19 protein-coding genes are annotated in these 22,815 nt (G+C 40.2%); 10 read left to right on the top strand and 9 right to left on the bottom strand.

The features are described from left to right. Nucleotides 1–583: 583 nt before the first annotated feature. Genes FTV28_RS07470 through FTV28_RS07465 form a run of 3 tightly spaced genes read left to right on the top strand, consistent with a single transcriptional unit; the run spans nt 584 to nt 1,197 of the window. Nucleotides 584–838, top strand: a complete 255-nt coding sequence (locus FTV28_RS07470; protein ID WP_179989924.1) for a hypothetical protein — start codon at nt 584–586, stop codon at nt 836–838. A gap of 2 nt (nt 839–840) precedes the next feature. Next, nucleotides 841–969 (top strand): hypothetical protein, encoded by a 129-nt coding sequence (locus FTV28_RS13555; protein ID WP_004992797.1) that lies wholly within the window; start codon nt 841–843, stop codon nt 967–969. Then, nucleotides 970–1,197, top strand: coding sequence for a hypothetical protein (locus FTV28_RS07465; RefSeq protein WP_179989921.1), 228 nt, complete (start codon nt 970–972; stop codon nt 1,195–1,197). Between the two features lie 197 nt (nt 1,198–1,394). Here the strand turns inward: FTV28_RS07465 and FTV28_RS07460 are convergent, their stop codons facing one another. The 3 genes from FTV28_RS07460 to FTV28_RS07450 all read right to left on the bottom strand — a co-directional run bounded on the left by FTV28_RS07460 (nt 1,395) and on the right by FTV28_RS07450 (nt 5,003). Continuing rightward, nucleotides 1,395–2,342 (bottom strand): inovirus-type Gp2 protein, encoded by a 948-nt coding sequence (locus FTV28_RS07460; protein WP_179989920.1) that lies wholly within the window; start codon nt 2,340–2,342, stop codon nt 1,395–1,397. A gap of 388 nt (nt 2,343–2,730) precedes the next feature. Continuing rightward, a complete protein-coding gene (locus tag FTV28_RS07455; protein ID WP_061518812.1) occupies nt 2,731–3,963 on the bottom strand; it encodes a hypothetical protein in 1,233 nt (410 codons plus the stop codon). A gap of 158 nt (nt 3,964–4,121) precedes the next feature. Beyond that, nucleotides 4,122–5,003, bottom strand: coding sequence for a hypothetical protein (locus tag FTV28_RS07450; protein ID WP_179989918.1), 882 nt, complete (start codon nt 5,001–5,003; stop codon nt 4,122–4,124). A gap of 214 nt (nt 5,004–5,217) precedes the next feature. Between FTV28_RS07450 and FTV28_RS07445 the strand changes: the two genes are divergently transcribed. Then, nucleotides 5,218–5,439: a hypothetical protein gene (locus tag FTV28_RS07445; protein WP_179989916.1), complete on the top strand. Its 222-nt coding sequence runs from the start codon at nt 5,218–5,220 to the stop codon at nt 5,437–5,439. Here the strand turns inward: FTV28_RS07445 and FTV28_RS07440 are convergent. The 4 genes from FTV28_RS07440 to FTV28_RS07425 all read right to left on the bottom strand — a co-directional run bounded on the left by FTV28_RS07440 (nt 5,432) and on the right by FTV28_RS07425 (nt 11,893). Further along, nucleotides 5,432–6,631: an integrase arm-type DNA-binding domain-containing protein gene (locus FTV28_RS07440; protein WP_179989914.1), complete on the bottom strand. Its 1,200-nt coding sequence runs from the start codon at nt 6,629–6,631 to the stop codon at nt 5,432–5,434. The two genes, FTV28_RS07445 and FTV28_RS07440, sit on opposite strands and share 8 nt — an antisense overlap. 427 nt (nt 6,632–7,058) lie before the next feature. Continuing rightward, nucleotides 7,059–7,262 (bottom strand): Fic family protein, encoded by a 204-nt coding sequence (locus FTV28_RS07435; protein ID WP_225530201.1) that lies wholly within the window; start codon nt 7,260–7,262, stop codon nt 7,059–7,061. A gap of 36 nt (nt 7,263–7,298) precedes the next feature. Beyond that, nucleotides 7,299–9,365, bottom strand: coding sequence for a bifunctional diguanylate cyclase/phosphodiesterase (locus FTV28_RS07430; RefSeq protein WP_179989912.1), 2,067 nt, complete (start codon nt 9,363–9,365; stop codon nt 7,299–7,301). Between the two features lie 323 nt (nt 9,366–9,688). Then, nucleotides 9,689–11,893, bottom strand: coding sequence for a carboxy terminal-processing peptidase (locus FTV28_RS07425; RefSeq protein ID WP_179989910.1), 2,205 nt, complete (start codon nt 11,891–11,893; stop codon nt 9,689–9,691). Nucleotides 11,894–12,087: 194 nt separating this feature from the next. On the opposite strand from FTV28_RS07425, the gene nagZ reads away from it, so the two are divergent. Further along, on the top strand, nt 12,088–13,191 hold the full coding sequence (nagZ, locus tag FTV28_RS07420) for a beta-N-acetylhexosaminidase (RefSeq protein ID WP_004974880.1): 1,104 nt from the start codon (nt 12,088–12,090) through the stop codon (nt 13,189–13,191). A 526-nt stretch (nt 13,192–13,717) separates the two neighbouring features. Then, entirely contained in the window at nt 13,718–14,608 is an 891-nt protein-coding gene (locus FTV28_RS07415; RefSeq protein ID WP_136144264.1) for a class I SAM-dependent methyltransferase, read from the top strand. A 59-nt stretch (nt 14,609–14,667) separates the two neighbouring features. On the opposite strand, the gene FTV28_RS07410 is transcribed toward FTV28_RS07415, so the two are convergent. Next, nucleotides 14,668–16,002 carry an alpha/beta fold hydrolase gene (locus tag FTV28_RS07410; protein WP_004974874.1) on the bottom strand — a complete coding sequence of 445 codons (1,335 nt, stop codon included), beginning with the start codon at nt 16,000–16,002 and terminating at the stop codon, nt 14,668–14,670. Nucleotides 16,003–16,325: 323 nt separating this feature from the next. Between FTV28_RS07410 and FTV28_RS07405 the strand changes: the two genes are divergently transcribed. From FTV28_RS07405 to pta, 4 genes are all read left to right on the top strand, one after another. Then, nucleotides 16,326–17,591 (top strand): glutamate-5-semialdehyde dehydrogenase, encoded by a 1,266-nt coding sequence (locus FTV28_RS07405; protein ID WP_179989938.1) that lies wholly within the window; start codon nt 16,326–16,328, stop codon nt 17,589–17,591. A gap of 186 nt (nt 17,592–17,777) precedes the next feature. Further along, nucleotides 17,778–18,188 (top strand): hypothetical protein, encoded by a 411-nt coding sequence (locus FTV28_RS07400; protein WP_026438428.1) that lies wholly within the window; start codon nt 17,778–17,780, stop codon nt 18,186–18,188. Between the two features lie 340 nt (nt 18,189–18,528). After that, nucleotides 18,529–19,746, top strand: a complete 1,218-nt coding sequence (locus FTV28_RS07395) for an acetate/propionate family kinase (RefSeq protein ID WP_096901391.1) — start codon at nt 18,529–18,531, stop codon at nt 19,744–19,746. Between the two features lie 55 nt (nt 19,747–19,801). Next, nucleotides 19,802–21,943 carry a phosphate acetyltransferase gene (pta, locus tag FTV28_RS07390; RefSeq protein ID WP_179989908.1) on the top strand — a complete coding sequence of 714 codons (2,142 nt, stop codon included), beginning with the start codon at nt 19,802–19,804 and terminating at the stop codon, nt 21,941–21,943. 114 nt (nt 21,944–22,057) lie between these two features. Here pta and FTV28_RS07385 read toward each other — a convergent pair whose 3' ends face one another. After that, complete coding sequence (locus FTV28_RS07385) at nt 22,058–22,669, bottom strand: class I SAM-dependent methyltransferase (RefSeq protein WP_026438429.1); 612 nt, start codon at nt 22,667–22,669, stop codon at nt 22,058–22,060. Between the last annotated feature and the right edge of the window lie 146 nt (nt 22,670–22,815).

The raw sequence follows: 22,815 nt of genomic DNA, 5'->3' as shown, positions 1-22,815 counted from the left end.
TCAACAATACAAAAAATTTCTGTAAAATCGTACATGGTAGTTAGAGCCTTTGGGTTGTGTCGTAACTTTCTAAATGGCTCTAACTACCTTTTTTTCAAGGGCTTTTCTTATCCGTAATTCGGGTTAACTTAAACCTTAATTTTATCATTCAACTGCTGACCTACATCGTCAGTCTGTTTTAGCAGACCGTTTAGCCATACACTAAAAAGTTTAACTTTTTGGTGGGAATCCCTGCGTGCCCCCTCTGCGGCGGAACGGGAGGGGGACACCTTCGGGTGTGCTGATCCATTGGCTATCAGTCTGCTAACCCTCTTTCGTTTCGCCACCATTATTTAGCAGTAATGCGGTGAAACTTCTTTCATAGCCAAAGGAGTCATACCCATGACTAAGCATTTTCTATCTTTATTGTTTTCCCTAAAACGATTTTATATTTCCTTGCCGCATTAGCAGCTTTCATAATTTTTTGCTTACTTGACTGATCTAAATGCTATCTAGGTTTGGAAGGCTTTGCTGCATCTACACTTTAGTCCATACAGCAAAATTTATTACACACCAAATAACACAATAAAAATTAGGGGGAATGATGAAAATTCTTACTTCACTTGCATTCATCACACTTGCACTTATGGCATCAGGCTGTGCTAGTAAAACTGAACGTCAATTTATCAGTGGTTGTAAAACAGGCGGGATTGATGGCAGTACCTGCTCATGTATTTATGACAAACTCGAAAGTAAATATGGAGAGGATGGACTCAAAAACAATCTATACACCTTACAGCAATCTGAATCTTTCAAAATGGATATGGTCAATTCTTCCTATCAGTGCATGAAGGAATAGCCATGAGAACACTTGCAGGCATTATCTGCATTATTGCAGTGATTTGCTTTTTAGGATTGCCATTTATTGGCTTCATGATCCTAATGGGAATTTTTATAGCATTGGCAAAATTTGCCGCTGGGGGAAAGTAAATGAGTTCAAATATTAAATCATGGGTGATCAGTGGCTACTTAGTGATTGGTTTTTTCTTTGCCGTCTATCAACACTTTTGGGGACAGTATAACTATAAGCCATTTACCTACAATTTAGGACAAGGCTTAGTTTGGCCTGCGGTAATGTTTCCAACAGTAGGGAAAATCATCGGTGGTATTTTGATTCTATTATTCATTTGGTTCGTTGTTATTCGTCCCAAAATATAAGGGAGTGAAATCATTAAATCCATATTCTGTACATTTACTCCAGCGTTTCTTACTTGCTGAAATACCGTGATGATCAGGCACTGGAAAAGGAACTAATTTGGGAGTTCCTGTATTACATTTTAATCCTTTAAAAGTTTTACAATAGTCCCAACAAGGAGAGCAGCTGATTTATTCAGCTGCTCTCCTCTTAAATGAGATTAATCCATTCCTCTACGATTTTTCGAATTAGCCACCCCTCTGCCAAAACTACGCATATAGGCTGAATCTTTCACTCGGAGATGCTGCTGTTCTTTTTCGCCATTCACCAAATAAGGGACAATATAATTAAAAAAGTTATAGACTTCACTGGCATTGTTACGATGAATCATACCAATCCCTAAAGTCCCCATCGCTTCATAGATCGCCATATAGTCGGAATGGTTACAGTTAAAAATATAACCATATCCGTGTGTAATCTGCTTCCAGCACTCACCTATCCACTGCCCCATTTCAAAACCACATTGATGCATATTTCCATCGTACATAAGCAAAAGATGGCAATGGTAGCCCTTACTAACCCCATGCTCTAATGCCCATGCATAACCATATAACCCACTAAAACAAGTATCTTGATCGGCTATACGCCGTAGCAATGTTTCTAGCGCTTTATTGAACACTTGGATGTTGTATAAGGCTTGATATTCTTTCTTGATAGATAAATCCACTCGAACCACCAGTGTTCTCGCATAATGATGAATGAGTGTGGATGTATAATCAAAAAGGCTATGCTGATTCTCTAATTCACGTTGTTGAAAATCAATCAGTTGCTGTTTTACACAGCCTGATAATGATTGGATATAAGTTAGAATATGCCAGACTGTCATATCATCAATACAGACTATAAAATCATGGTCTGCCTGTGGCATTAGACGGAGTGTGTGATCAACGATGTTCACCACCTCAATGAATATCTGCACTGTATTGCAATAGAAAAAATTAGCGTTATAGATTGGCTTAAATGACTGAACTAATTTTTGTAGGTCTATCATCAGGTTTTGATGATATAAATCATAACTACCTAAGCAAACTTCTTGAATGAAATGGTCTACTGCTGCCAATACTTCTGCTTCATGGTAAAGCTGATCATATTGAATATTCTGGTACATTTAGGTTCTCACTGAAACATAAGGTTCATATGTAAGTGAGGAATATATTTTTTTACTGATCTTGTTTCTAAAGCAGGATGTTGTGATCATCCTGCTTAGCTGAATATGCTCATAGACTTTGGAACATACTATAGGGTTAGTTCTGAATATTTTAATACTGTGTTATTGATACATAGTCTATAGCCCATTTGAGTATGGGCTATACTGTGCTAAGTGCCTCACTCAACTAGATAAGATATTGTTTATGTTTGATATATTACTTATATATTACTTATAGTTAATAATATATATTACCTGTTAAGCACTCTACACTGTAGTTTCGATAAGTTCGTTCATCTACATAACGCTCATCGCCAATCTATCGGATTTTGCTTAGGCTAAAGTTACACTAATTTTTATTTTTTGGCAGGCTTCCTCTGAACACCCTGTACATTCTTTTCCCCTCAAGACGTAACACTTGATCCACTTCAGACTGTTCCTCAGAAATCATCTTAATGGATTTCAGGTATAGCTGAAGCTCGAATGGGCAGTAAAAAAATTCAGATAGTACGATGTAAGCAACAGCATGTTCACAAATCAGCCTTTTCATATTCTGATTATTCTTGCCGACTGCTAAAAAATGGGAGATAAGTTTTTTATGTGACCATGCAACTGGCAGCTCAACCGCTTCAAATCTTATCGCATCTGTGCCTGTAAATTGATATTTTTTTTCTTCTCTAATTTTATCGAAATAAACGTTTTCCCAGTAATAGCAGATATCTTCAATCCATTCTTCTGCTTCAATGCCAATATCTGGCACAATAAACATCATTCTGAAGCATAATTTATTGTCTTCTGCTAAATCCCAGAACCCCAAATACCCTGAAATCTGAGCAAGTTGCCTGTAGCCCCTCATTGCGTTCATAAAGTCTTTTTTTAGATTAATGAAGCTATCATCGTATAATTTTTGCTGTCCATGCATCAGAAACTCAATGGTAAAAATAAAACTTCTAGCACTCAGATTCATCACATTATTAAAATATTGGCAATATTCATGAAATTTTTTGACAGCCTTATTTTCTTCATTTTTTCGCTTTATAAATTCCTCATGGTTTCTGAACTTTTCAAGAAATTCATCCATATAAGCAATATTTTCGACACTCATGTCACTAAACACATCAGGGAAGAAATTCGCAGGCAAAACGTTAAATTGTGTAGGCTTGCTCCTTTCATTCAGAGTGGGACTTAATTGTTCATGCAACCTCACTAATTTCTCATTTTTAATATGTAAATCGAGAACCTCGTAATACAACTCCACCCGTGATGTCGACTCAAATAAATTGACTTTATATTCCGCATTATCAATATGCATCCTACGGGTATTCTTCAGACCAAGATCATTACTAAGAAATTTAAAAGGATAAAACTTATAAGCAGAAACTGGAAAATAGAACTTATTCCATGTGATTAAAAAATAATGTCCTTTCATCTTATCTAGTGATCTTATAAACAGTATCAATTCCAATAAAATTCCCAGATTCAACTCATCCCTGTGTTTCAGAAAACCGCTGCGATTCAGGTCGATGCCAAGGTTGTGAAAAATATTTTTAATTATTTTGTCACTGAAATAAACTAAAGACATTACTACACCTGCATTTCAACTATTTTTATAGATCAAATTTGTAGATCATATTACCAAAATTATTAGCTTATTATCCAATCTTTGTAAGGCTTGTGATTCATATAATTCAGCCAAATTTTCATTAGATATATTTTACAGGTACAGCTTAAAACAAACTTTTAGAACAAGATTTCTTTCAATATATCAGGCTGAGTTCGGAGCTCATGAATGATGGTTTCGGCAATGTATCCACCACTGTAAGGCATCTTATACCCAAACTTTTCCATCTCTTTAGAAGGATATTTTGCTTTCAGTATCTGATTAAGATTGTTAAGTTCGAGCTGTAATTTTTCTATTTTTTTCCCAATTGATGCTGGCTTTCTTCGCACGCCATCTGACTGAGCTTTAGCATACAACTGCTTACTCTCCTGCTCTAATTCACTGAGCATTTTTTGCTTAAGCACAAGTTCAGACTGAAGCCATTCAATATCGTAAACCTCAAAAGCTTTGACCAGATCATCAAGCACAAAATGAACAGCTTGATTCAAATTAACCCATTTGCCACGACGCGCCACCTGCTCTCTTAAAGTGCGATATAAAATTTCCCGTCTTGGATATAAATGCTTGTCGTAACGAGCTTTGACTGCAATGATTGCCTTTGCACTTTTGGCAAGTGTACGGTTCTGAATAAACTCCACCCCACCAAGAATTTGCACATAAGCAATTAAAATATCTGAATATTGCCTTTGGAAAATTTTGGCAGGCAAGTTATTCACCTCAGGTCTTAATGTATTTATCTGCATTAAAAGCTGTGCAATCTGGAATGGCTTGAAAGGGATTGAAACCACATCCCCCATCATTTCTAAATGAAAAGCTGACTGCTCACTCAATTGAAAATCATTCTGCTGCATTCTTTTTATGATTTTTTCTTTTTGATCAATATATGATTGATTCTCCGTTTCTATTAATTCATTATTCAATTCACACTCATAGTAGTAACAAAAGTTTAACCATATATCCTGCTCAAGCTGCTCTAACCTTGATAATTTTTTATCAATCATAATTCATTAAAATACAGATAATTACATAGCATAATACTACTATATTTTTAAAAGCTAGTACCAATCTACTTTTACAATTTTTTAAATTTTATAGTTACCCCATCAATGAACTGATCTAATAGTTTTAACATTATAGGTTGATCTCCAGCCAATATTTAAGGTTAAAAAATTAGTTCTTTTATCTAATTGCGATAATCACAAAAGGATCAAAGATATGGGCTACTTAACATCTAAAGAAATTCGCCACAAACTCAAAAATTGCTCTGCATCGACTTTATGGCGTTACCAACAACCTAATCAAAAAATGTTCGAGCAACCAATGCCTCAACCTATTAAGAAATGCGCTGGCTCTACTAGCCTTTGGGATGAAGAAACGTTTAACGAATGGCTAATCAAATATTTCAATAACAACCAAATGAGTAATCTGTCTAGATAGACAGATTACTTAATTTTTTCCACCATTTTTTATAAGCCTTCGACATCTCTTTTTGATAATCATAATAGTCATATGTCCCCTGTTCCCCAGGCATCACATGACCAACCATCAGTTCCGCAACATCCCTACTTGTAAACGCACTGAAATTTGTCCTTGCTGTACGCCGTAAATCATGCATAGACCAATGATCCATTTCAATTTTATAATTCTTCCTTGCAAATTGCATGAAGTTATAAGGGGTATCTGTTGGCCCACTACGCCCCATTGGCTCTTTGCCATTTTCATGTGGGAAAATGTATTCAGAATTACTCAAATCCATTGCAGACTGAAGCCACGGTTTGATCTCATCAATAATAGGTCGAACAATGTCCCCTTTACTTTCTCCTGTCTTATGATTTTCATACGGTACTGTCCATGTATTTTTACTAAAATCAAAATCTGATTTCCGTGCAAGCCTCAACTCACTATATCGATTACCATAAAACAAACATAACTTGAGAAATAAAACATTCCTTAATGATGTTCTAGACTCATCACAAATTTTAAAAATTAAAGACAACTCATCATCTTGTAATACTCGAACAGTTTTATTTTTCTTAATATTTAAGTCACGCTTTCCAGTGATATGTCTTATGGGATTTTGCTCAATTAATTTTCGATTAATCCCCCAATCCAAACACTGCTTTGTATTCGTAAGAATGCGATCAGTTATCGATGGCGACTGTTTAAATTGCTCTTCTAGTAAATCTAACCACATATGTAATGTGATTTGCTCAGCAGGTATGCTACCTAACTTTGGGAAAACATAAAGTTCAAATGATCTCAAATATTGATCTGCATTCTTTTTATTAGGAATACTATATTTCGCATGCCACTCACGAAATAGCGCTTCAAAAGTTATAGCCTCTGTGATCTTGTGAAGCTCTACTTTTTTATGAATACGCGGGTCATGTCCATTTTCTAAAATTGCTTTCATTTTCTGCAATTCAATACGAGCTTCTTTAAGACTCATATTTGGATAGGTTCCCAAGTCTAAACGAGCTTGCTTATCTTTATATCGAAAACGCATCTGAAAAGTGAGTTTTCCTTTTTGCGATACACGAACGCTCAATCCATCTTGATCAGACTCTGTATGTATAGCTGAACGTTCACGATCTAGATTCTTCTTAAGCCACGTATCTGTTAAAGGCATTTTACTCCACCTGTGTACATATTTTTTTCAAATAGAAAATTCTAGAAAATGTGTACACACATATGTACACAAACATACTGACTAGACTTGAAATCTATTGAATGGGGTTGAAAGATATACCAGATAAAGAATATCAATATTTTTATATTTTTACAGCACTTACAATGCTTTTATTATCATATTTGAAATAGGTTGAATGGGCTTGAATAGATATCAAACATTTGGGTGGGAAATAATCGCGAAAGTACGTCGCTGTGCGACCTGCGCCGCTAACTCATCTTTAAAACTCATGCAAGACACCTACTGCAGAACCGCAGTGTATAAGATCAAAATGATCAATATGAAAAATTGGCGTAATTGTAGCAGATTTGAATCAAATTTTATTGATTGTTGATATGTTCTAATTTATCCACAACTGAAAATATAGTTACTTTTTCAATCTATACTTTTGCTTTTGGCTTTTCGGTTTTTCTGGAATCGTACGTTCAATCAAACCTACTTCTATGGCAGGATTCATATCGTTCTTTTGGAATGTTGCGCTATGAGTTAAACCTAACAACTGCATCAACTCAGCCAAACTATATTCATCTTGTTTCATCACTGAAATTAAACGCTGGACTTGGTCGCTCACTTGTACGCTATCTTGAGCGGTAGCATGATCGCTAGCTTAAGCCGAATGTTTAAACAGCTCTTCTAAACGCTCAACATCCATTGGTAAGCCTAATAAGTAGCCCTGTAATTGCTGACAGCCTAAACGGGTTAAAATTTCTGCTTGTAACGGCGTTTCCACCCCTTCAGCGGTCACAGTTAAACCCAGTTTAATCGCCAACTGAATAATACTTTCTAAAATTAATTCTTCTTTGCTGTCCAAACACAAATCTAAAATAAAAGCACGATCAATTTTCAACTCATCGACTGGCAATTTTTTCAAATATAAGAAACTCGAATGTCCTGTGCCAAAATCATCAATCGCCAATTGAATCCCCATTTGACGCAAACGCTCAAAACTACGAATACTCGATTCGATATGATGCATTGCTGTACTTTCAGTCACTTCAATCATCAGGTGATGGGGTTGAATCTCATAGCGTTTAAACAAGTTTTCTAAAGTCGAAAATAAGTGTTTATGTTCAAACTGCACTGCCGATAAATTCACAGCCACAGGAAATAACGGTGCACCTGATCTTTCCCAAATTTGAATTTGTTTAAAGGCTTCCTCTAACGTCCAATAGCCAATTTGAATAATCAACCCCGTCTTTTCAGCTCCTTTAATAAACATATTTGGGGTAAGTAAACCATGTACGGGGTGATACCAACGAATTAAAGCTTCTACGCCACAAATTTTATGGTCAGCGGCTTTAAACTTTGGCTGATAGAACAACGCAAATTGTTGTTGTTCAACTGCTTTATATAAATCATTAATCAACTTACTTTGGCTTTTAGCCTCAAGTAACTCCAGATCATAATTAAATATTGAACTGGTGTTACGCCCCTGATATTTAGAGGTCAGCATCGCCGCATCAGCATTCATTAAAATATCTTGCAAATTGGTGCCATGCTCTGGATACATCGCAATGCCAATACTGCCTGAAATATTAATGACCTTGCCTGCAATTAAGAAACTTTGCTGAATCAGTTCTAATATTTTTTCAGAAATGACAGTGGCTTCTGCAATGTCGGTATGTTCAATCACCAAAAGAAATTCATCGCCACCAATTCTTAATAATTGGGTATTTTCGCCCAAGTGGGATTGCACACGTTTAGACAACTGAATCAGCAATTGATCGCCAACATGATGCCCAAATACGTCATTCACCGCTTTAAAGCGGTCTAAGTCGATATACAAAAATGCAATTTTAGTGTTTTTTTGCCGATGCTCAGAAAAAAGCAATTGTGCATATTCAGCTAAATATAAACGGTTGGGCAATTTGGTCAGGTTATCTTTGACTGCCTGATTGGCCAATTCACGGTTGGCTAAAGACAATTGTCTGCTTTTTTCTTCTAAGCGCAGCTCCAGCAGAGATACGCCCACCGCAGCAGCAAAAATCAGACTGGTCACTAAAATAACCACCAACAGAGCTGGCCCTTGCCCGATCTGGAAGTGCCCTGATTGAGGCAAATCTGCTGTAGAGTAAAAATGCAGTGCTTCCATGCCTATATAGTGCATGGCAACAATGCTCAGACTCATGAGCACCGCAATGAAAATTTTATATTGTGCCTGACGCCCCATTCTGCACTTGGAATGAAACATAAACCAAAAGGTAAGTATTGCACCGCCAATGGCCACTAATACAGACAGCAAAACAATGGTAGGATCATAATAACTACGGTAGCCTTCTACCTGAATTCCCATCATGCCCGTATAGTGCATGCCTGAAATACCCAACCCCATTAAAATGCCGCTCAGGATCAAACGCGCCACAGGCAAGGTCGATTGCGTGGTCAGCCAAACCGCAAACGTAGAGGCGATAAATGCAATAACAAAAGATAGGGTCGTAAAGCTAAGATCAAATTGATACGGTGCAGGTAACTGGCAGGCCAACATGCCCACAAAATGCATACTCCACACTGCCGCACCCAGCAGCAAACCACTCATGATTAATGCAATTTTTTTTAGTTGTTGTTGTACATTTTGAAAAAGCATTTGCCCAACAGACACTGCAAAATAGCAGGCCAATACTGAGATTGCTACCGAGCCAATTACCAAGCTCAGATCATAATGTACATGCATCATTAGATGTATCCATCTCTGTCATATTTTATTGTTTTTCGGCTACTCAATCTCACACTCTCTTATAAATAATAACTAAAAAGCAACCTGAACGACGGATTGATCTAGCAAAGACTGCATTGACTTAAGAGTCTAATACTATTCCGCTTTGGTCAATAGTCAAATATATAATATGTCATCATGAAATAATGGCAATTCAAAACTGCTAAAAATAGCTGTCTGACTCAAAGCTATATGCATCTTGTCACTTTACTTTTCGCTTTAGGATGAAAAAAACCAGCAACTTTTCGCTGCTGGTTCTATTTGATTAAGATTCTAACATTGTTTTAAGGTTGATTCGGCTCAGAAACACCTTTTTGTAACATGGCATAGTCTTGCAACACCTGCGCTGCTTCAATCACAAAAGCTTCTTCCTCAGGTAAAGCAGGGCGTTGTGCCGCTTTCATTTTGGCACGCGCTTCTGCCAAAGCATCAATAGATGCCTGATAGCTTTCCCAATTAGCAAATGGTTTCAAACCTGTTTCCTGACGGCGTTTGTTTTCCGCAGTCAGCGTTTGTTGCTCCAAAGCTAACAACTCTGCTCTGCGTTGTTCAATATCTAACACAATGCTTTTGCGATCTTCAGTTTGTTTGGCAATTTGCTTACGTTGTTCCAAATATTGAAATTGCGGATCAAGCGTGACACGTTGCTGTGACAATTGCCCTAGCTTGGTGATGTACGGCTGTACCGAACCTTCACGCTTAAATGGTGCAGTTGGAATAGTATCCCACTTCAAAGCATTTTTCGCTTTGCGTTCACCAAACTCCTCATTGTAAATATCCACCAGTTTAATGTCAGGAATCACACCTTTGTTTTGGGTACTTCCACCTGTAATACGGTAGAACTTACGTTGAGTTAAGGTCGCCTGCCCATAGGCTAAGGTGTCGAGTTGTACCTGCGCTGTACCTTTACCTGTGGTGGTGCTACCAATCACAATCCCGCGCTGATAGTCCTGAATTGCAGCAGAGTAAATTTCACTGGCCGAAGCAGAAGCAAGGTTAATCATCACTGCCAATGGGCCTGCATAAGTCTGTGCACCGCCATCGTCATCTTCAAATACGCTCACGTTGCCATTGCCATCACGAATTTGCACTACAGGGCCTGATTTGATTACTTGCCCAAGCATACGTGCCACTTCTTCTAGTGAACCGCCAGGGTTGTTACGTAAATCGACAATAATCCCTGCGACATTTTTGGCCGCCAAACTTTTCAGGGCATTGTTGGTATCCTCCGACACCGAGCGATATTCATTGCCTGCACGACGTGCACGGTAATTCAAATAAAAGGATGGAATTTCAATCACACCATAGGTATAAGTTTGACCATCACGTTTGATGTCAATCGTTCGTGAGCGAACTCCCGCATCTTCTTCCTGAATCACATCACGCACAATGGTCACATTACGCGCCTGATTCATCGCCGCACCCGCACCCAACAAACGCACAGTGACTTTGGTGCCACGTTTACCGCGAATCAGCCCCACAATTTCATTGCTCGGCCAACCCACAACATCCACCATTTTTTCGCCATCTTGCGCCACACCAATAATGCGGTCACCCGATTTCACCTGCCCTGTTTTACTGGCAGGGCCACCTTCAACAATGGTTTCAATTTTAGTGTAGTCTTCATTGCCTCGTTCAGGACGAATCGACACCCCAATCCCTTCAAGCTGCAAAGTCGTTTGACGATTCAGCTCCATCGCATCAACAGGTGGGAAATAATTGCTGTGCGGATCATAAGTCAGCATCATCGCATTCAAAGTTTTATCCAGCACATCATCGCTCTTTAAACGATCCATGCGCTCTAACTGACGAGTATAACGCTTAGTTAAAGTCTGCACTGGAGTCAAATCTTCTGGACTTGCCAAATCCTGACCATTGGTCAATTCAGGGTTATCTTTAATGGCTTTATGTTTTGCCAATTCTTCTTCTTTGCTAATGGTCAGGTTAATGAGCTGTGACACCAACATTTTTTGCCAATGCTTACGCATTTCTGCTTCAGTATTAAAGAACGGTGCTTTTTCCCGATCTGTTTCAATCGTGACATTTGGCTGTTTTAAATTTTGTGGTTTTTTCAGCTCTGCCAACATGAAATGATAAAACTGTTTTAAGCGTTCACGATACTGTGCATGAATTTGATACGGCCCCGCCAAATTGCCTGCTTTTAATGAAGCGCCAAATGTTGCTGCATATTGTTTGCGGTATTGCTCAACTTCTTTAGCCAAAAACAAAGTATGGTCTGGGTCTAAACTGTCGATATAAAAATCAAAAATGCGCTGCGACGTTGCGGCATCTAAACGCTGATTTAAATAATGCTGACGATCGACCAAGGTCGCCAATTGACGCGAAACCAAAGCTTGTTCCTGCGTCGGCACAATACTGTTAGCAACGACAGCGGTATTATTGGCTGCAATTGCCTCGTTAATGGCGTGAGAAAAGAAAAAACCGCCAGTTGCTATTGCAACCGCACAAGCGATGGTTTGAAGTTTCATAAAAATATTTACGTCCTTGGTTTTTGACCAATCTCTGCTTTTCACAATGAATTGAGCAGATTCAAAATCTTATACAACTTAATTTGGGTCTGTCGTGTAGTTTTATCATAATCTGTGCTGTCAAAATGTAGCAAATCATTGCAGAATTCAGGTATTGTTTTTTTATTGATAAAAATCGAATACGGACACCCAATATGATTGGCGCATTGATGCTCGACATCGCTGGCACAGAACTTACTCAAGAAGATATTGAACTATTAAGCGCTCCGCAAGTCGGTGGAGTCATTTTATTTGCCCGAAATATCCAATCTCCTGCGCAAGTACGCGCCTTGACCGACCACATGCGTCAGGTACGCCCTGATATTTTAATTGCAGTCGATCAGGAAGGCGGACGCGTACAACGCTTAAAACAAGGTTTTACCCTATTGCCTGCTATGGGTAGATTTGGCGAGTTATACCAAAACGAACCTGAACGTGCCTTAGATTTAGCCGAAGAATGTGGCTGGTTGATGGCCACCGAAGTATTAGCCGTAGGCATTGATTTTAGTTTTGCACCCGTTTTAGATTTAAATGACATCAGTGATGTCATTGGAGATCGTGCTTTTGCTGCGCGTCCTGTCGATATTATTGCTTTGGCAGATGCTTTTTTACGTGGAATGCATCGTGCAGGAATGGCAACCACAGGCAAGCATTTTCCTGGGCATGGATCGGTTAAAGCAGACTCTCACGTTGCTGCCGCGATAGATTCACGTTCTTTTGCCGAAATTCAGCAACAGGATATGCAAACCTTTATCCAACTGCAAAATCAACTGGATGCCCTCATGCCTGCACATGTTATTTATGATCAGGTCGATCCGAACCCTGCAGGTTTTTCTGAGTTTTGGTTACAGCAAGTGCTTCGCAAAGACTTGGGCTATGATGGTGTACTCTTTTCGGATGATTTAAGCATGCAGGCGGCTTGTGTAGCAGGCGATGCCGATGCACGTATTCATGCCGCTTTGCTTGCAGGCTGTGACATGGGATTGGTCTGCAACAACCGTGCTGCACAACGATTGGCTTTAAATGCGATTGCCGATTTACCCTTGCCGAATCAGGCACGTTTAGAACGCATGCGCGGTAAAATCCCTGAGCTTAGTGCAGAGTTTAGCATTGCTGAAGTTTTAGACTTGGGTGATGAATGGCGAAGCGTCCGTGATCGTATCTTGGTATTTAAAGAACAAAGTGCCGCGCTACTGGCAGCACAAACTAGTCACGACCCGACCAATTATTCAAGTACCACTAAAAACGCTGCGACTTGAGATCACCACAAACTAACTAGGGTCTGTTGACAATTCGTCTATGTTTGCGACGTGAGAGATATATCTCGCAAGATTTTTTAGCTGATATAAGGCATGGGACAGGAAATTTAGTCATTCTAAATGACTGGCACATAACGCAATAGCAGCAAAAAATATGCTCGTCCTGAAAGGCTGTGGCTAAAACTTTCTCAGATTGCGTTATGGAACTTGAAAATAGGTCCACTATTCCCTGCGTTTTATGCCTGATCTGCTCAGTTTTAGCCTACAGCGCAAGCCATTTATGAAATGTCAACAGACCCTATACGCCTTCACTTTTTCACAGCATTTATACGACAAAGGAACACGACAGCTTATTCCTTTTTGATTATGATAAACTTATTCTATTTTGAGTATATGCCTGACACCGCAGCTTGAGTGTCAAAGCATGCCTAAAAAGACAACGACCACCATACAAACAATTAAGGTCTATACGAAAATGACAAAAACATTGCTGAACAGCAAAATCACGACAGAAAAAAGGACTGAAATGCACAACTCGGATGCCAAGCCAACTCGCTCAGACACGACTGCATTGTCCAAACATCGGCATATTTCTTTTACCGCACATTATACGGGATATATCTGGTATCAAAGGGGGATTTCACATCCTGTATTTGCGACCCGAAAAGGCAAGTTTTTAGCCAAATTGGTACATCCTTTAGAAAACTGGGCAGAACGTCATGTGGGCGGCAGTATGCGCAGCACCCTCAAACAACGTCACCAAATGATTGATGCACACTTAACCGCACTGATTCAGCAACATCCGCAATTACAAGTGCTCGAAATTGCATCTGGGCTGTCACCACGCAGCTGGAACTTTCGACAAAAATATCCTGAACTGAATTACCGTGAACTGGATTTGCCTGATATGGCGCAAATTAAAACTCAAGCGTTACGACAAATTGACCACGACGCACCTGAAGTTCTCACCGCCGATATTTTTAGTGAATCCTTTCAACAGGCCTTTGAATATTTTGATCACTCGCAACCCTTAGTAATTATTAGTGAAGGTTTAATTAACTACTTCAGCAAAGACATGCTACAACAGCTGTTAAATGGCATGTGTAACTACACCCAAGACTTTCCAGAACTGCATTATTTAACCGATCTTTACCCTGAACCCGTCAAAAACAAGCTCGCCAATTTTATTTGGAACTGCAGCCGATTATTGAAATTTATGTCACGCAGTGCTTTCACCTTTCACTTTCAATCTCCGCAGGAATTAACTCAGTTTTTTCAAAATGCAGGTTTTGAGCAAGTGCAGCTACAACAACCACAACTGTATTTTTCCAACAGCTCTTTAGAAAAAACAACCGCAGAACATTTAGGCGATTTAGTCTGGATGGTTCATGCCTACAAAAAAAATAGCGTGGTTTAACACGCTATTTTGATTCTATTTTCTTTGGATAATTTTAAACCAAGCACTGATTTTATCTACTAACGGGCATATTCCAAATTTTGTGCAGCCGCTTTTTGACGTTCCACATAACGCAACAAACGCTCTGCCACCTCAAAACTACCATGCTTAAATAATGCGCGTAGTTGCTGCCCTTGGCTTTCAAAAATTAAACATTCAATGCTAAAACTGCCTTCCTCATCCTGTAATTCTAAGGCCATATCTCGTTCAAACTGTGCTGCTTGTGCCGCCAACGCAGCATTTTCAAAATCAAGCAATACACCAAAGAAGTTTAAATCGACAATGTGCGTGGCAATTTTCAAATCAGAATGACGATACTGCAAATGACTTTGCGGATTTTGCACCCGAATACGCGCTTCTCCACGGCGTTCCATCGTCAATAGTTGCGCACGTGTCATTGGAATAATGCCATCTAAGTCCTGAATAGATTCATCGCTTAAAAAGGTCGCAAATAAATTCATGGTTTCTTTACGGCGCTGTAATTGCGGCACATGATCTGCATTGGCAATCATGGCAAATTCCATGTTCGGGCACTGTAAGGCAAAATTGGCATTTTCATGCGGCAAGGTAAAACTGTCATATTGCCCACACGCCACCAAAACCTTACATTGCGGAATAGGCACATTGGTTAACCGCAATAAACGGTTGCAGTTCACATCGTAGCGATCTTGCTCTGTAGCGGTAAAGTCGGCCATTTGTCGGTAAAACAAACGCTTTGCAGTCGGTGACATGCGAGTTTGTTCCATTTTGGCATGATTGACCAAGTATAAAATCACCGCCTGACCAAATTCATCCATGCGCTGCTCTTTCATTAAATGCAGTGATTCTTCAAGCAACATGCGCCAACTTTTACGGGTCTTTTGCATAACCCCCATTAAAATCATGCGATCAATCAATTCAGGACGCTGATCTGCTAGACACGATGCCACCACCGAACCCAATGACATGCCCATGACGGATACTTTATCTAAGCCGACAATATCCAGCCAATCACCCAACATCTGACCTAAATCATGCAGTTCTAGCGTTCCTGCCGACTCACCTGTTTCCACATTGGTCATTTGCTGATTGGCGCCCATAGATGGCATATCAATTAAAATGATTGGCCCTGCACGAAAAAGCTGCTCGACACAATATTTATATGAATTAAAGTTTTGGAATGCACCACCAATAATCACAATTGGAGTTAAATGTGCGGTTTCTGGCTGAGCAATTGCCATGTATTCCACTTTCCAGCCGTTGATCCAAGTGGTACGAGCGGGTTGTTTAAAGCTGTGTTTATCGTAAATATCAAAAAAACAGACATGCGAACTTGCGTCCTGTACATCCGTGTCCATCTGGATCATGGAATTCATATTCCTTACCTCCATGCGCATTTTATTTTTATTGTGCAAGTGTTCGTCATTGAACGATTACCCACTTATCTGAATTAAAGTGGCATCCTGCTTATTGTTGTGAATGACATCAATGTCGTTATCGCATCATTCTATACAGGTGCTGATTTTATACGCAACATTTTCTATGACCGCTCATCTACTTTTAAATCATAAAGCATTTCAAAATATTAATTTTTGTGATGAAAAGATTGAACAATTTAGTCGATTTTCCGCTGAGACGCTTCATTGTGCAGGCACAGACTGTTAATATCGAGTTGAAATTTCTAAGTGATCAAACCGCTATGCAAGAGTCTATTGAACAATATATGCAAACGGTAGGACAACAAGCACGCCAAGCCTCTCGTGTCTTAGCAAGCGCTTCTACCCAATCTAAAAACAATGCGTTATCGGCTATTTATACGGCATTGGAAAATAGCGAGTCCGCTATTTTAGCTACCAACCAAATTGATATGACCAAAGGTCGTAACAACAACTTGGATAGCGCACTGCTTGATCGCTTAGAACTTAACCCCGCACGCTTTAAAGGCATGTTACAAGGTCTGAAAGATGTGATTGGTCTCATGGATCCAATTGGTGAAATTACCGATATGGCTTACCGTCCATCTGGTATTCAATTGGGCAAAATGCGTGTACCGCTAGGTGTGGTGGGCATGATTTACGAATCACGTCCAAACGTAACCCTTGAAGCTGCGTCTTTGGCATTAAAATCAGGCAATGCGATTATTTTACGTGGTGGTTCTGAAGCACTGGAATCTAACCAAGCGATTGCTGCCGCGATTCAACACGGCTTAAAAGCATCAGGCTTGCCAGAAACATCGGTGCAAGTGATTAACACCTCAGACCGTGCTGCCGTTGGGCAATTAATTACCATGTCTGAATATGTAGATGTAATTGTGCCACGTGGCGGTAAAAGTCTGATTGAACGCATCAGCAATGAAGCGCGTATTCCAGTGATTAAACATTTGGATGGTAACTGTCACGTATTTGTAGAAGCACAGGCCGATTTACAAAAAGCCCTGCCTATTGCCCTGAATGCAAAAACTCACCGTTATGGCGTCTGTAATGCCATGGAAACATTGTTGGTCGATGAGGCTGTTGCCGCACAATTCTTGCCACGTATTGCCGAGCTATATGCAGAAAAACAAGTCGAATTACGCGGCTGTCCTGCAACCCAAAAGATTTTGGGTACAAGTGTTAAAACAGCAACCGAAGAAGATTGGTACACCGAATATTTAGGCCCAATTTTGGCAGTTAAAGTGGTTTCAGGAATTGATGAGGCAATTGAACATATCAATAAATATGGTTCACATCATACTGATGCCATTATTACTGAAAACTTTAGTTTGGCGCGTCAATTCTTGGCTGCGGTAGATTCTAGTTCAGTCATGATTAACGCTTCTACACGCTTTGCTGATGGTTTTGAATATGGTTTAGGTGCTGAAATTGGAATCTCTACCGATAAAATTCATACCCGTGGCCCTGTCGGTTTGGAAGGTTTAACCTCACAAAAATGGATCGTGTTTGGCGATGGTCAAATCCGCCAATAAAATCCATCTGTAATTTTGCAATATCCAAATATAATGTTCAGTTTCACAGGAAGCTGAACATTATTCCCTTCTATTTTTTAGACATTGTTTTAAGACACAGTTCCACTACACATTTCTGCCTCACGCTCACTTAAAATAAAAACACCATCAAGATTAGAAAAATCATCAAAAAGAGTGGCGATGCTTATGTTTTATTATTTGATTATTAGTACCTTTGCTTTAGCACTGTTGGTGTCGTTCATTGTCATGCGTCTGTTTTCCAGCTCCATCAATGCAATTTTGGCGCGTATCATCCACGACCCAATTCATGAAGCATGGGCAAAGTACACCAAATTTGCAGGCATGGTGGTCGGCACATCTTCAGGCATTCGTATTTACGATATGGAAAAATACATTACCCCACTCACCTATGCCGAAAATGACAAAAGAATTGTGATTGAACTGACGCAAGAACGCTGGGTATTGGAAATTTACCGCACCATTATTGAAACCTTACAAGGCTTGGCGTGGATGATGTTGGTGTTTTTTATGGTGGCACTGATTGCTTATGTGATTGTCCGTTGGTCGGAAATTAAATACGCTGCCAAATCAAAATAAACCGACAAAGATTGAGGAAATAATTTAAAACAGTTTGCCACTCGCCTGCAGAATGAAGTGTGCTATGTTAAGAGAATACAACAGGAATTAAGCAGAAATTTTAGACCATCATTTCATGAAAAAATGAAAGTTTCGGGCTGATAAATTTTAATTATTTCTGATTTCATGGTCGATAATGCTTAAGTCTAATCTCCTAAAGTCTATCTAGGAGCAATAAAAAACCCATGATAAAACATACGTAATGATCAAGATTGCAACACAATAGATTGCCGTTTGCCATATCTTGCAATGCAGCTTGATTGACTAGGGATAACTTCAATTAGAATTCGGGTACATAAAAGTGACTACATCAGTATTAGTGATTAACTGCGGATCTTCTTCTATCAAATATGCGCTTGTATCTGAAAGCGTTGGAGATCGTATCTTTGGTTTGGCAGAAAATCTAGGTTCTGCTGATGCGCGCATTAAAGGCATTACCGCAGGTGGTGAGCCGCTCGAACTTTCTATTCCACATGCTGACCATGAAAAAGCATTGGAAACTATTCTTGGTCGCTTATCTCAATATAAGCCACAAGCCATTGGTCACCGCGTTGTACACGGCGGTACTTTAACCAAAGCAGAATTATTAACTGAAGAAATCGTGCAACGTATTCGTGAAGCAACTCCGCTTGCACCTTTACACAACCCTGCACACTTGGTGGGTATTGAAGCAACAATGCGTTTGTTCCCAGAACTTCCGCAAGTGGCTGTATTTGATACTGCATTCCACCAAACGATGCCTGCTCACGCTTACCGTTATGCAGTGCCTAAATTCTTATACACCGACCACAACGTACGTCGTTATGGCTTCCACGGTACAAGTCACGCATACGTTTCAGAGCGCGGTTCAGAGTTGGCTGGCAGCTTCAAACAAGGTGGCTGGTTAACTGCTCACTTGGGTAACGGTAGCTCGACTTGTGCAATCTGGAATGGTCAAAGTGTAGACACATCGATGGGCCTAACCCCACTTGAAGGTTTGGTGATGGGTACTCGTAGTGGTGATGTAGACCCAAGCTTACACAGCTTCCTTGCAAGCAACTTAGGTTGGGATATCTACAAAATTGACAAAATGCTAAACAGCCAAAGTGGTTTACTTGGTTTGTCAGGCTTATCGAACGACATGCGTACCCTGATTGAAGCATCTGAACAAGGCAACGAAGATGCAACGCTTGCAATTGAAGTATTCTGCTACCGTTTAGCTAAATCTTTAGCTGCACTTAGCTGTGGTTTACCACGCTTAGATGGCTTATTCTTCACAGGTGGTATTGGCGAAAACTCTGCGTACATCCGTGAAAAAACTGTATCTTACTTGCCACACTTTGGCTTTAACTTCAGCAAAGAACGCAATGACAGCTTAAAACGCGGTACTGAAGGTCGTATTGATGCAGGTACAGGCGGTCCACAAATTTGGGTTGTACCAACTGACGAAGAAGGCCGTATTGCGAAAGAAACTGCGCAAGTTGCAGAGGAGCTAAAGTCAGCTGCAAAAAAGTCTGAATGTGACGCTGCGATTGCTTAAGCAATCGTAGTGCTCAGCCACTTTCAATCAGTCCCTTTACGATTTAGAAAAAATTATGAAAACAATACTTTTGGTTCCTACAGAAATTGGTGTTGGTTTAACATCAGCATGTTTAGGTTTAATTTACGCTTTGGAATGCCAAGGCGTAAAAGCAGGTTTCTTAAAGCCTTTTTCACAAGAATTACAACCTGAAGCAGACCGCACAACTGCGTTGTATCGTCACCTGTTCAAGCATGAAACAGTTGAGCCGATTTCTTATACTGCGCTGACTGAGCGTTTAAAAAATGATGAAAATGACGAATTGCTTGAAGATGCAGTTCGTTTACATCGTGAAATTTCTAAACATCACGATATCATTATTGTAGAAGGCGTGTTGCCAAACGGACGTGATCCATTTGCAACTGAATTGAATGCAAATTTGGCTAAAGCACTTGATGCAAAAGTCATTATTGTCAGCAATGCCGACATCAACAATGCTGTTAAAACAGCGTCAAAAGTAGACAATCAATTACGTTTCTTTGGTGGTGCAACTTGTGAGCGTACTGCGGGCGTATTGTTTATGCGTACCAAAGGTTTACCAGAAGATTCTGCACAAATTCCTGTTACGCTTGATCCAAACTTACGTTTAATTAGCGACACCAACCAGTTTGTCAGCAAAATTCAAACTACACATCCAATGATTGGTAAAGATTGCATGCCAGTGATTGGCTTGGTGCCATTCAGCAATACTTTAAGTGTGCCACGCATGTCGGACTTGGCTGCACACATTTCTGCAGAATGGATTAACCAAGGTGAAGCAGCGCAGCGCCGTGTATTACACAGCAGCTTAATTGCATCGAATATTGAACACGAAATGCATAAATTCGTTGCAGGCGAGCTGATTATCAGTGGTTCTGACCGTGTCGATGTATTGCTTGCCAGTAGCTTAGCCAGCAGCAATGGTATTCCACTTGCAGGTTTGGTGTTAACTGAACATCAAGCACCAAGCGCACAAGCTTTAGAGTTCTGCCAAGCAGCAATGAAAAATGGCTTGCCAATTTTACATACTAAATTGAGCACCTTTGAAACTGCACAACAGTTATTAAACCTGAGCAACGAAATTCCTGTAGATGATACTGAGCGTGCAGAACAAGTTACCCGCTTTGTGGCCAGTCACATCAATGCAGAATGGTTAACCCAATTAATCAGCGATACGCATAAACCACGTTTATCGCCTTCTGCGTTCCGCCATGAATTGGTGCAAAAATCTATTGCAGCGAAAAAACGTATCGTGCTTCCAGAGGGTGATGAGCCACGTACCGTTCAAGCTGCAGCGATTTGTCAATCACGTGGTATTGCCCACTGCGTATTATTGGCAAAACCAGAAGCGGTAGTCGATGTTGCCAAAGCACGCGGTATTGAGCTTCCACACGACTTAGAAATCATTGATCCTGACTTGATTCGTGAAAACTATGTCGAAAAAATGGTGGAAATGCGTAAAGGCAAACTCACTGAAGACCAAGCACGTGATCAGCTACAAGATACTGTAGTACTTGGTACCATGATGTTGGCACTTGATCAGGTCGATGGTTTGGTTTCAGGTGCAGTACACACCACTGCCAACACTGTTCGCCCTGCATTCCAGCTGATTAAAACTGCTCCAGATTACTCATTGGTATCTTCAGTATTCTTCATGTTGTTACCAGATGAAGTCTACGTGTACGGTGACTGTGCAATTAACCCAGACCCAGATGCGGAACAATTGGCTGAAATTGCGATTCAATCTGCTGACTCTGCAAAAGCGTTTGGTATTGACCCACGTATTGCCATGATTTCTTACTCAACTGGTACTTCGGGTGCAGGTGCTGACGTAGAAAAAGTAGCGAAAGCGACTGAAATTGCGAAACAACGTCGTCCTGACTTACTGATTGATGGCCCATTACAGTACGATGCAGCATCGGTTGAAAGTGTTGGTCGCTCTAAAGCACCAAACTCTCAAGTTGCAGGTCGCGCCAATGTGTTCATTTTCCCTGACTTGAACACAGGTAACACGACGTATAAAGCAGTACAGCGTTCTGCTAACGTGGTGAGTGTTGGCCCAATGCTACAAGGCTTGAACAAGCCAGTGAATGACTTGTCACGTGGTGCATTGGTAGATGACATTGTGTTCACGATTGCATTGACTGCGATTCAGGCAGAGCAACAAGCAGCTCAATAATTCGTAAAGTTAAGTTTTACAAACCACCTGATTGAAAAATTGGGTGGTTTTTTTATTCCACACTGTAGATTCACAGATCACTACAAAAATTGATTAGCTCCATCCAATCTATTTTTAAAACCTCTGCACCAACCACACCGTATGCCCTGCACAGTCCTGATCTTCCGCGAGCATTTTCACAACTTTAAAGCCATAATCTTTTAACAATTGCCGATATTCATCCTGCGACAAACTGGCGTGATAAAGTGCTTCACCAAACATTTCCCCAATCGCCTCACCCGCAGCAGGTCCACTGCTAAACATTAAAACTGTATTGGCAGTAGACCATTGCGCAAATTTCTCGAACATGCAGCGCTGATCGTTTGGCGTTAAATGAAAAAAGCTATCCCACGCCAAAATACCATCAAAGCACCGATTCAAGTTCACTGAGCGCATATCGGCTTCAATCCAGCACTGTTCAGGAAAATGTTCACGTGCCATCTCCAGCATGCTGTCTGCGCTATCTACTCCTGTAAGTTGATGCCCATGCTGTAATAGATATGCAGCAATAGGACGCCCCGAACCACAGCCCAAATCTAATATTTTGGCCTGCGCAGGCAAATAAGCAAGAAAACGATCCAGCCAAGTTTTTTCATATAACAACTGACCGCGCAAGTCTGTCCACGCTTTTGCATGCCGTTGATAAATGGGGATAATCTGAGCAGCTAAATGCGTGTGATCATTCATATTTACCCCAAACATCATTCCAAAGAAGTCTTTGAACATAGCTGAATTTGCACCAACAAAACAGCAAAATCATGGCCCGTTTTGACGACATAATTTTATGGATATTTCACAAATTCTCTCAAGCTAACGACTGATATTAAACTTTC

The organism is Acinetobacter sp. YH12252, assembly GCF_013417365.1.
Classification (GTDB): domain Bacteria; phylum Pseudomonadota; class Gammaproteobacteria; order Pseudomonadales; family Moraxellaceae; genus Acinetobacter; species Acinetobacter towneri.
This window is presented reverse-complemented; position numbering and strand designations above follow the sequence as displayed.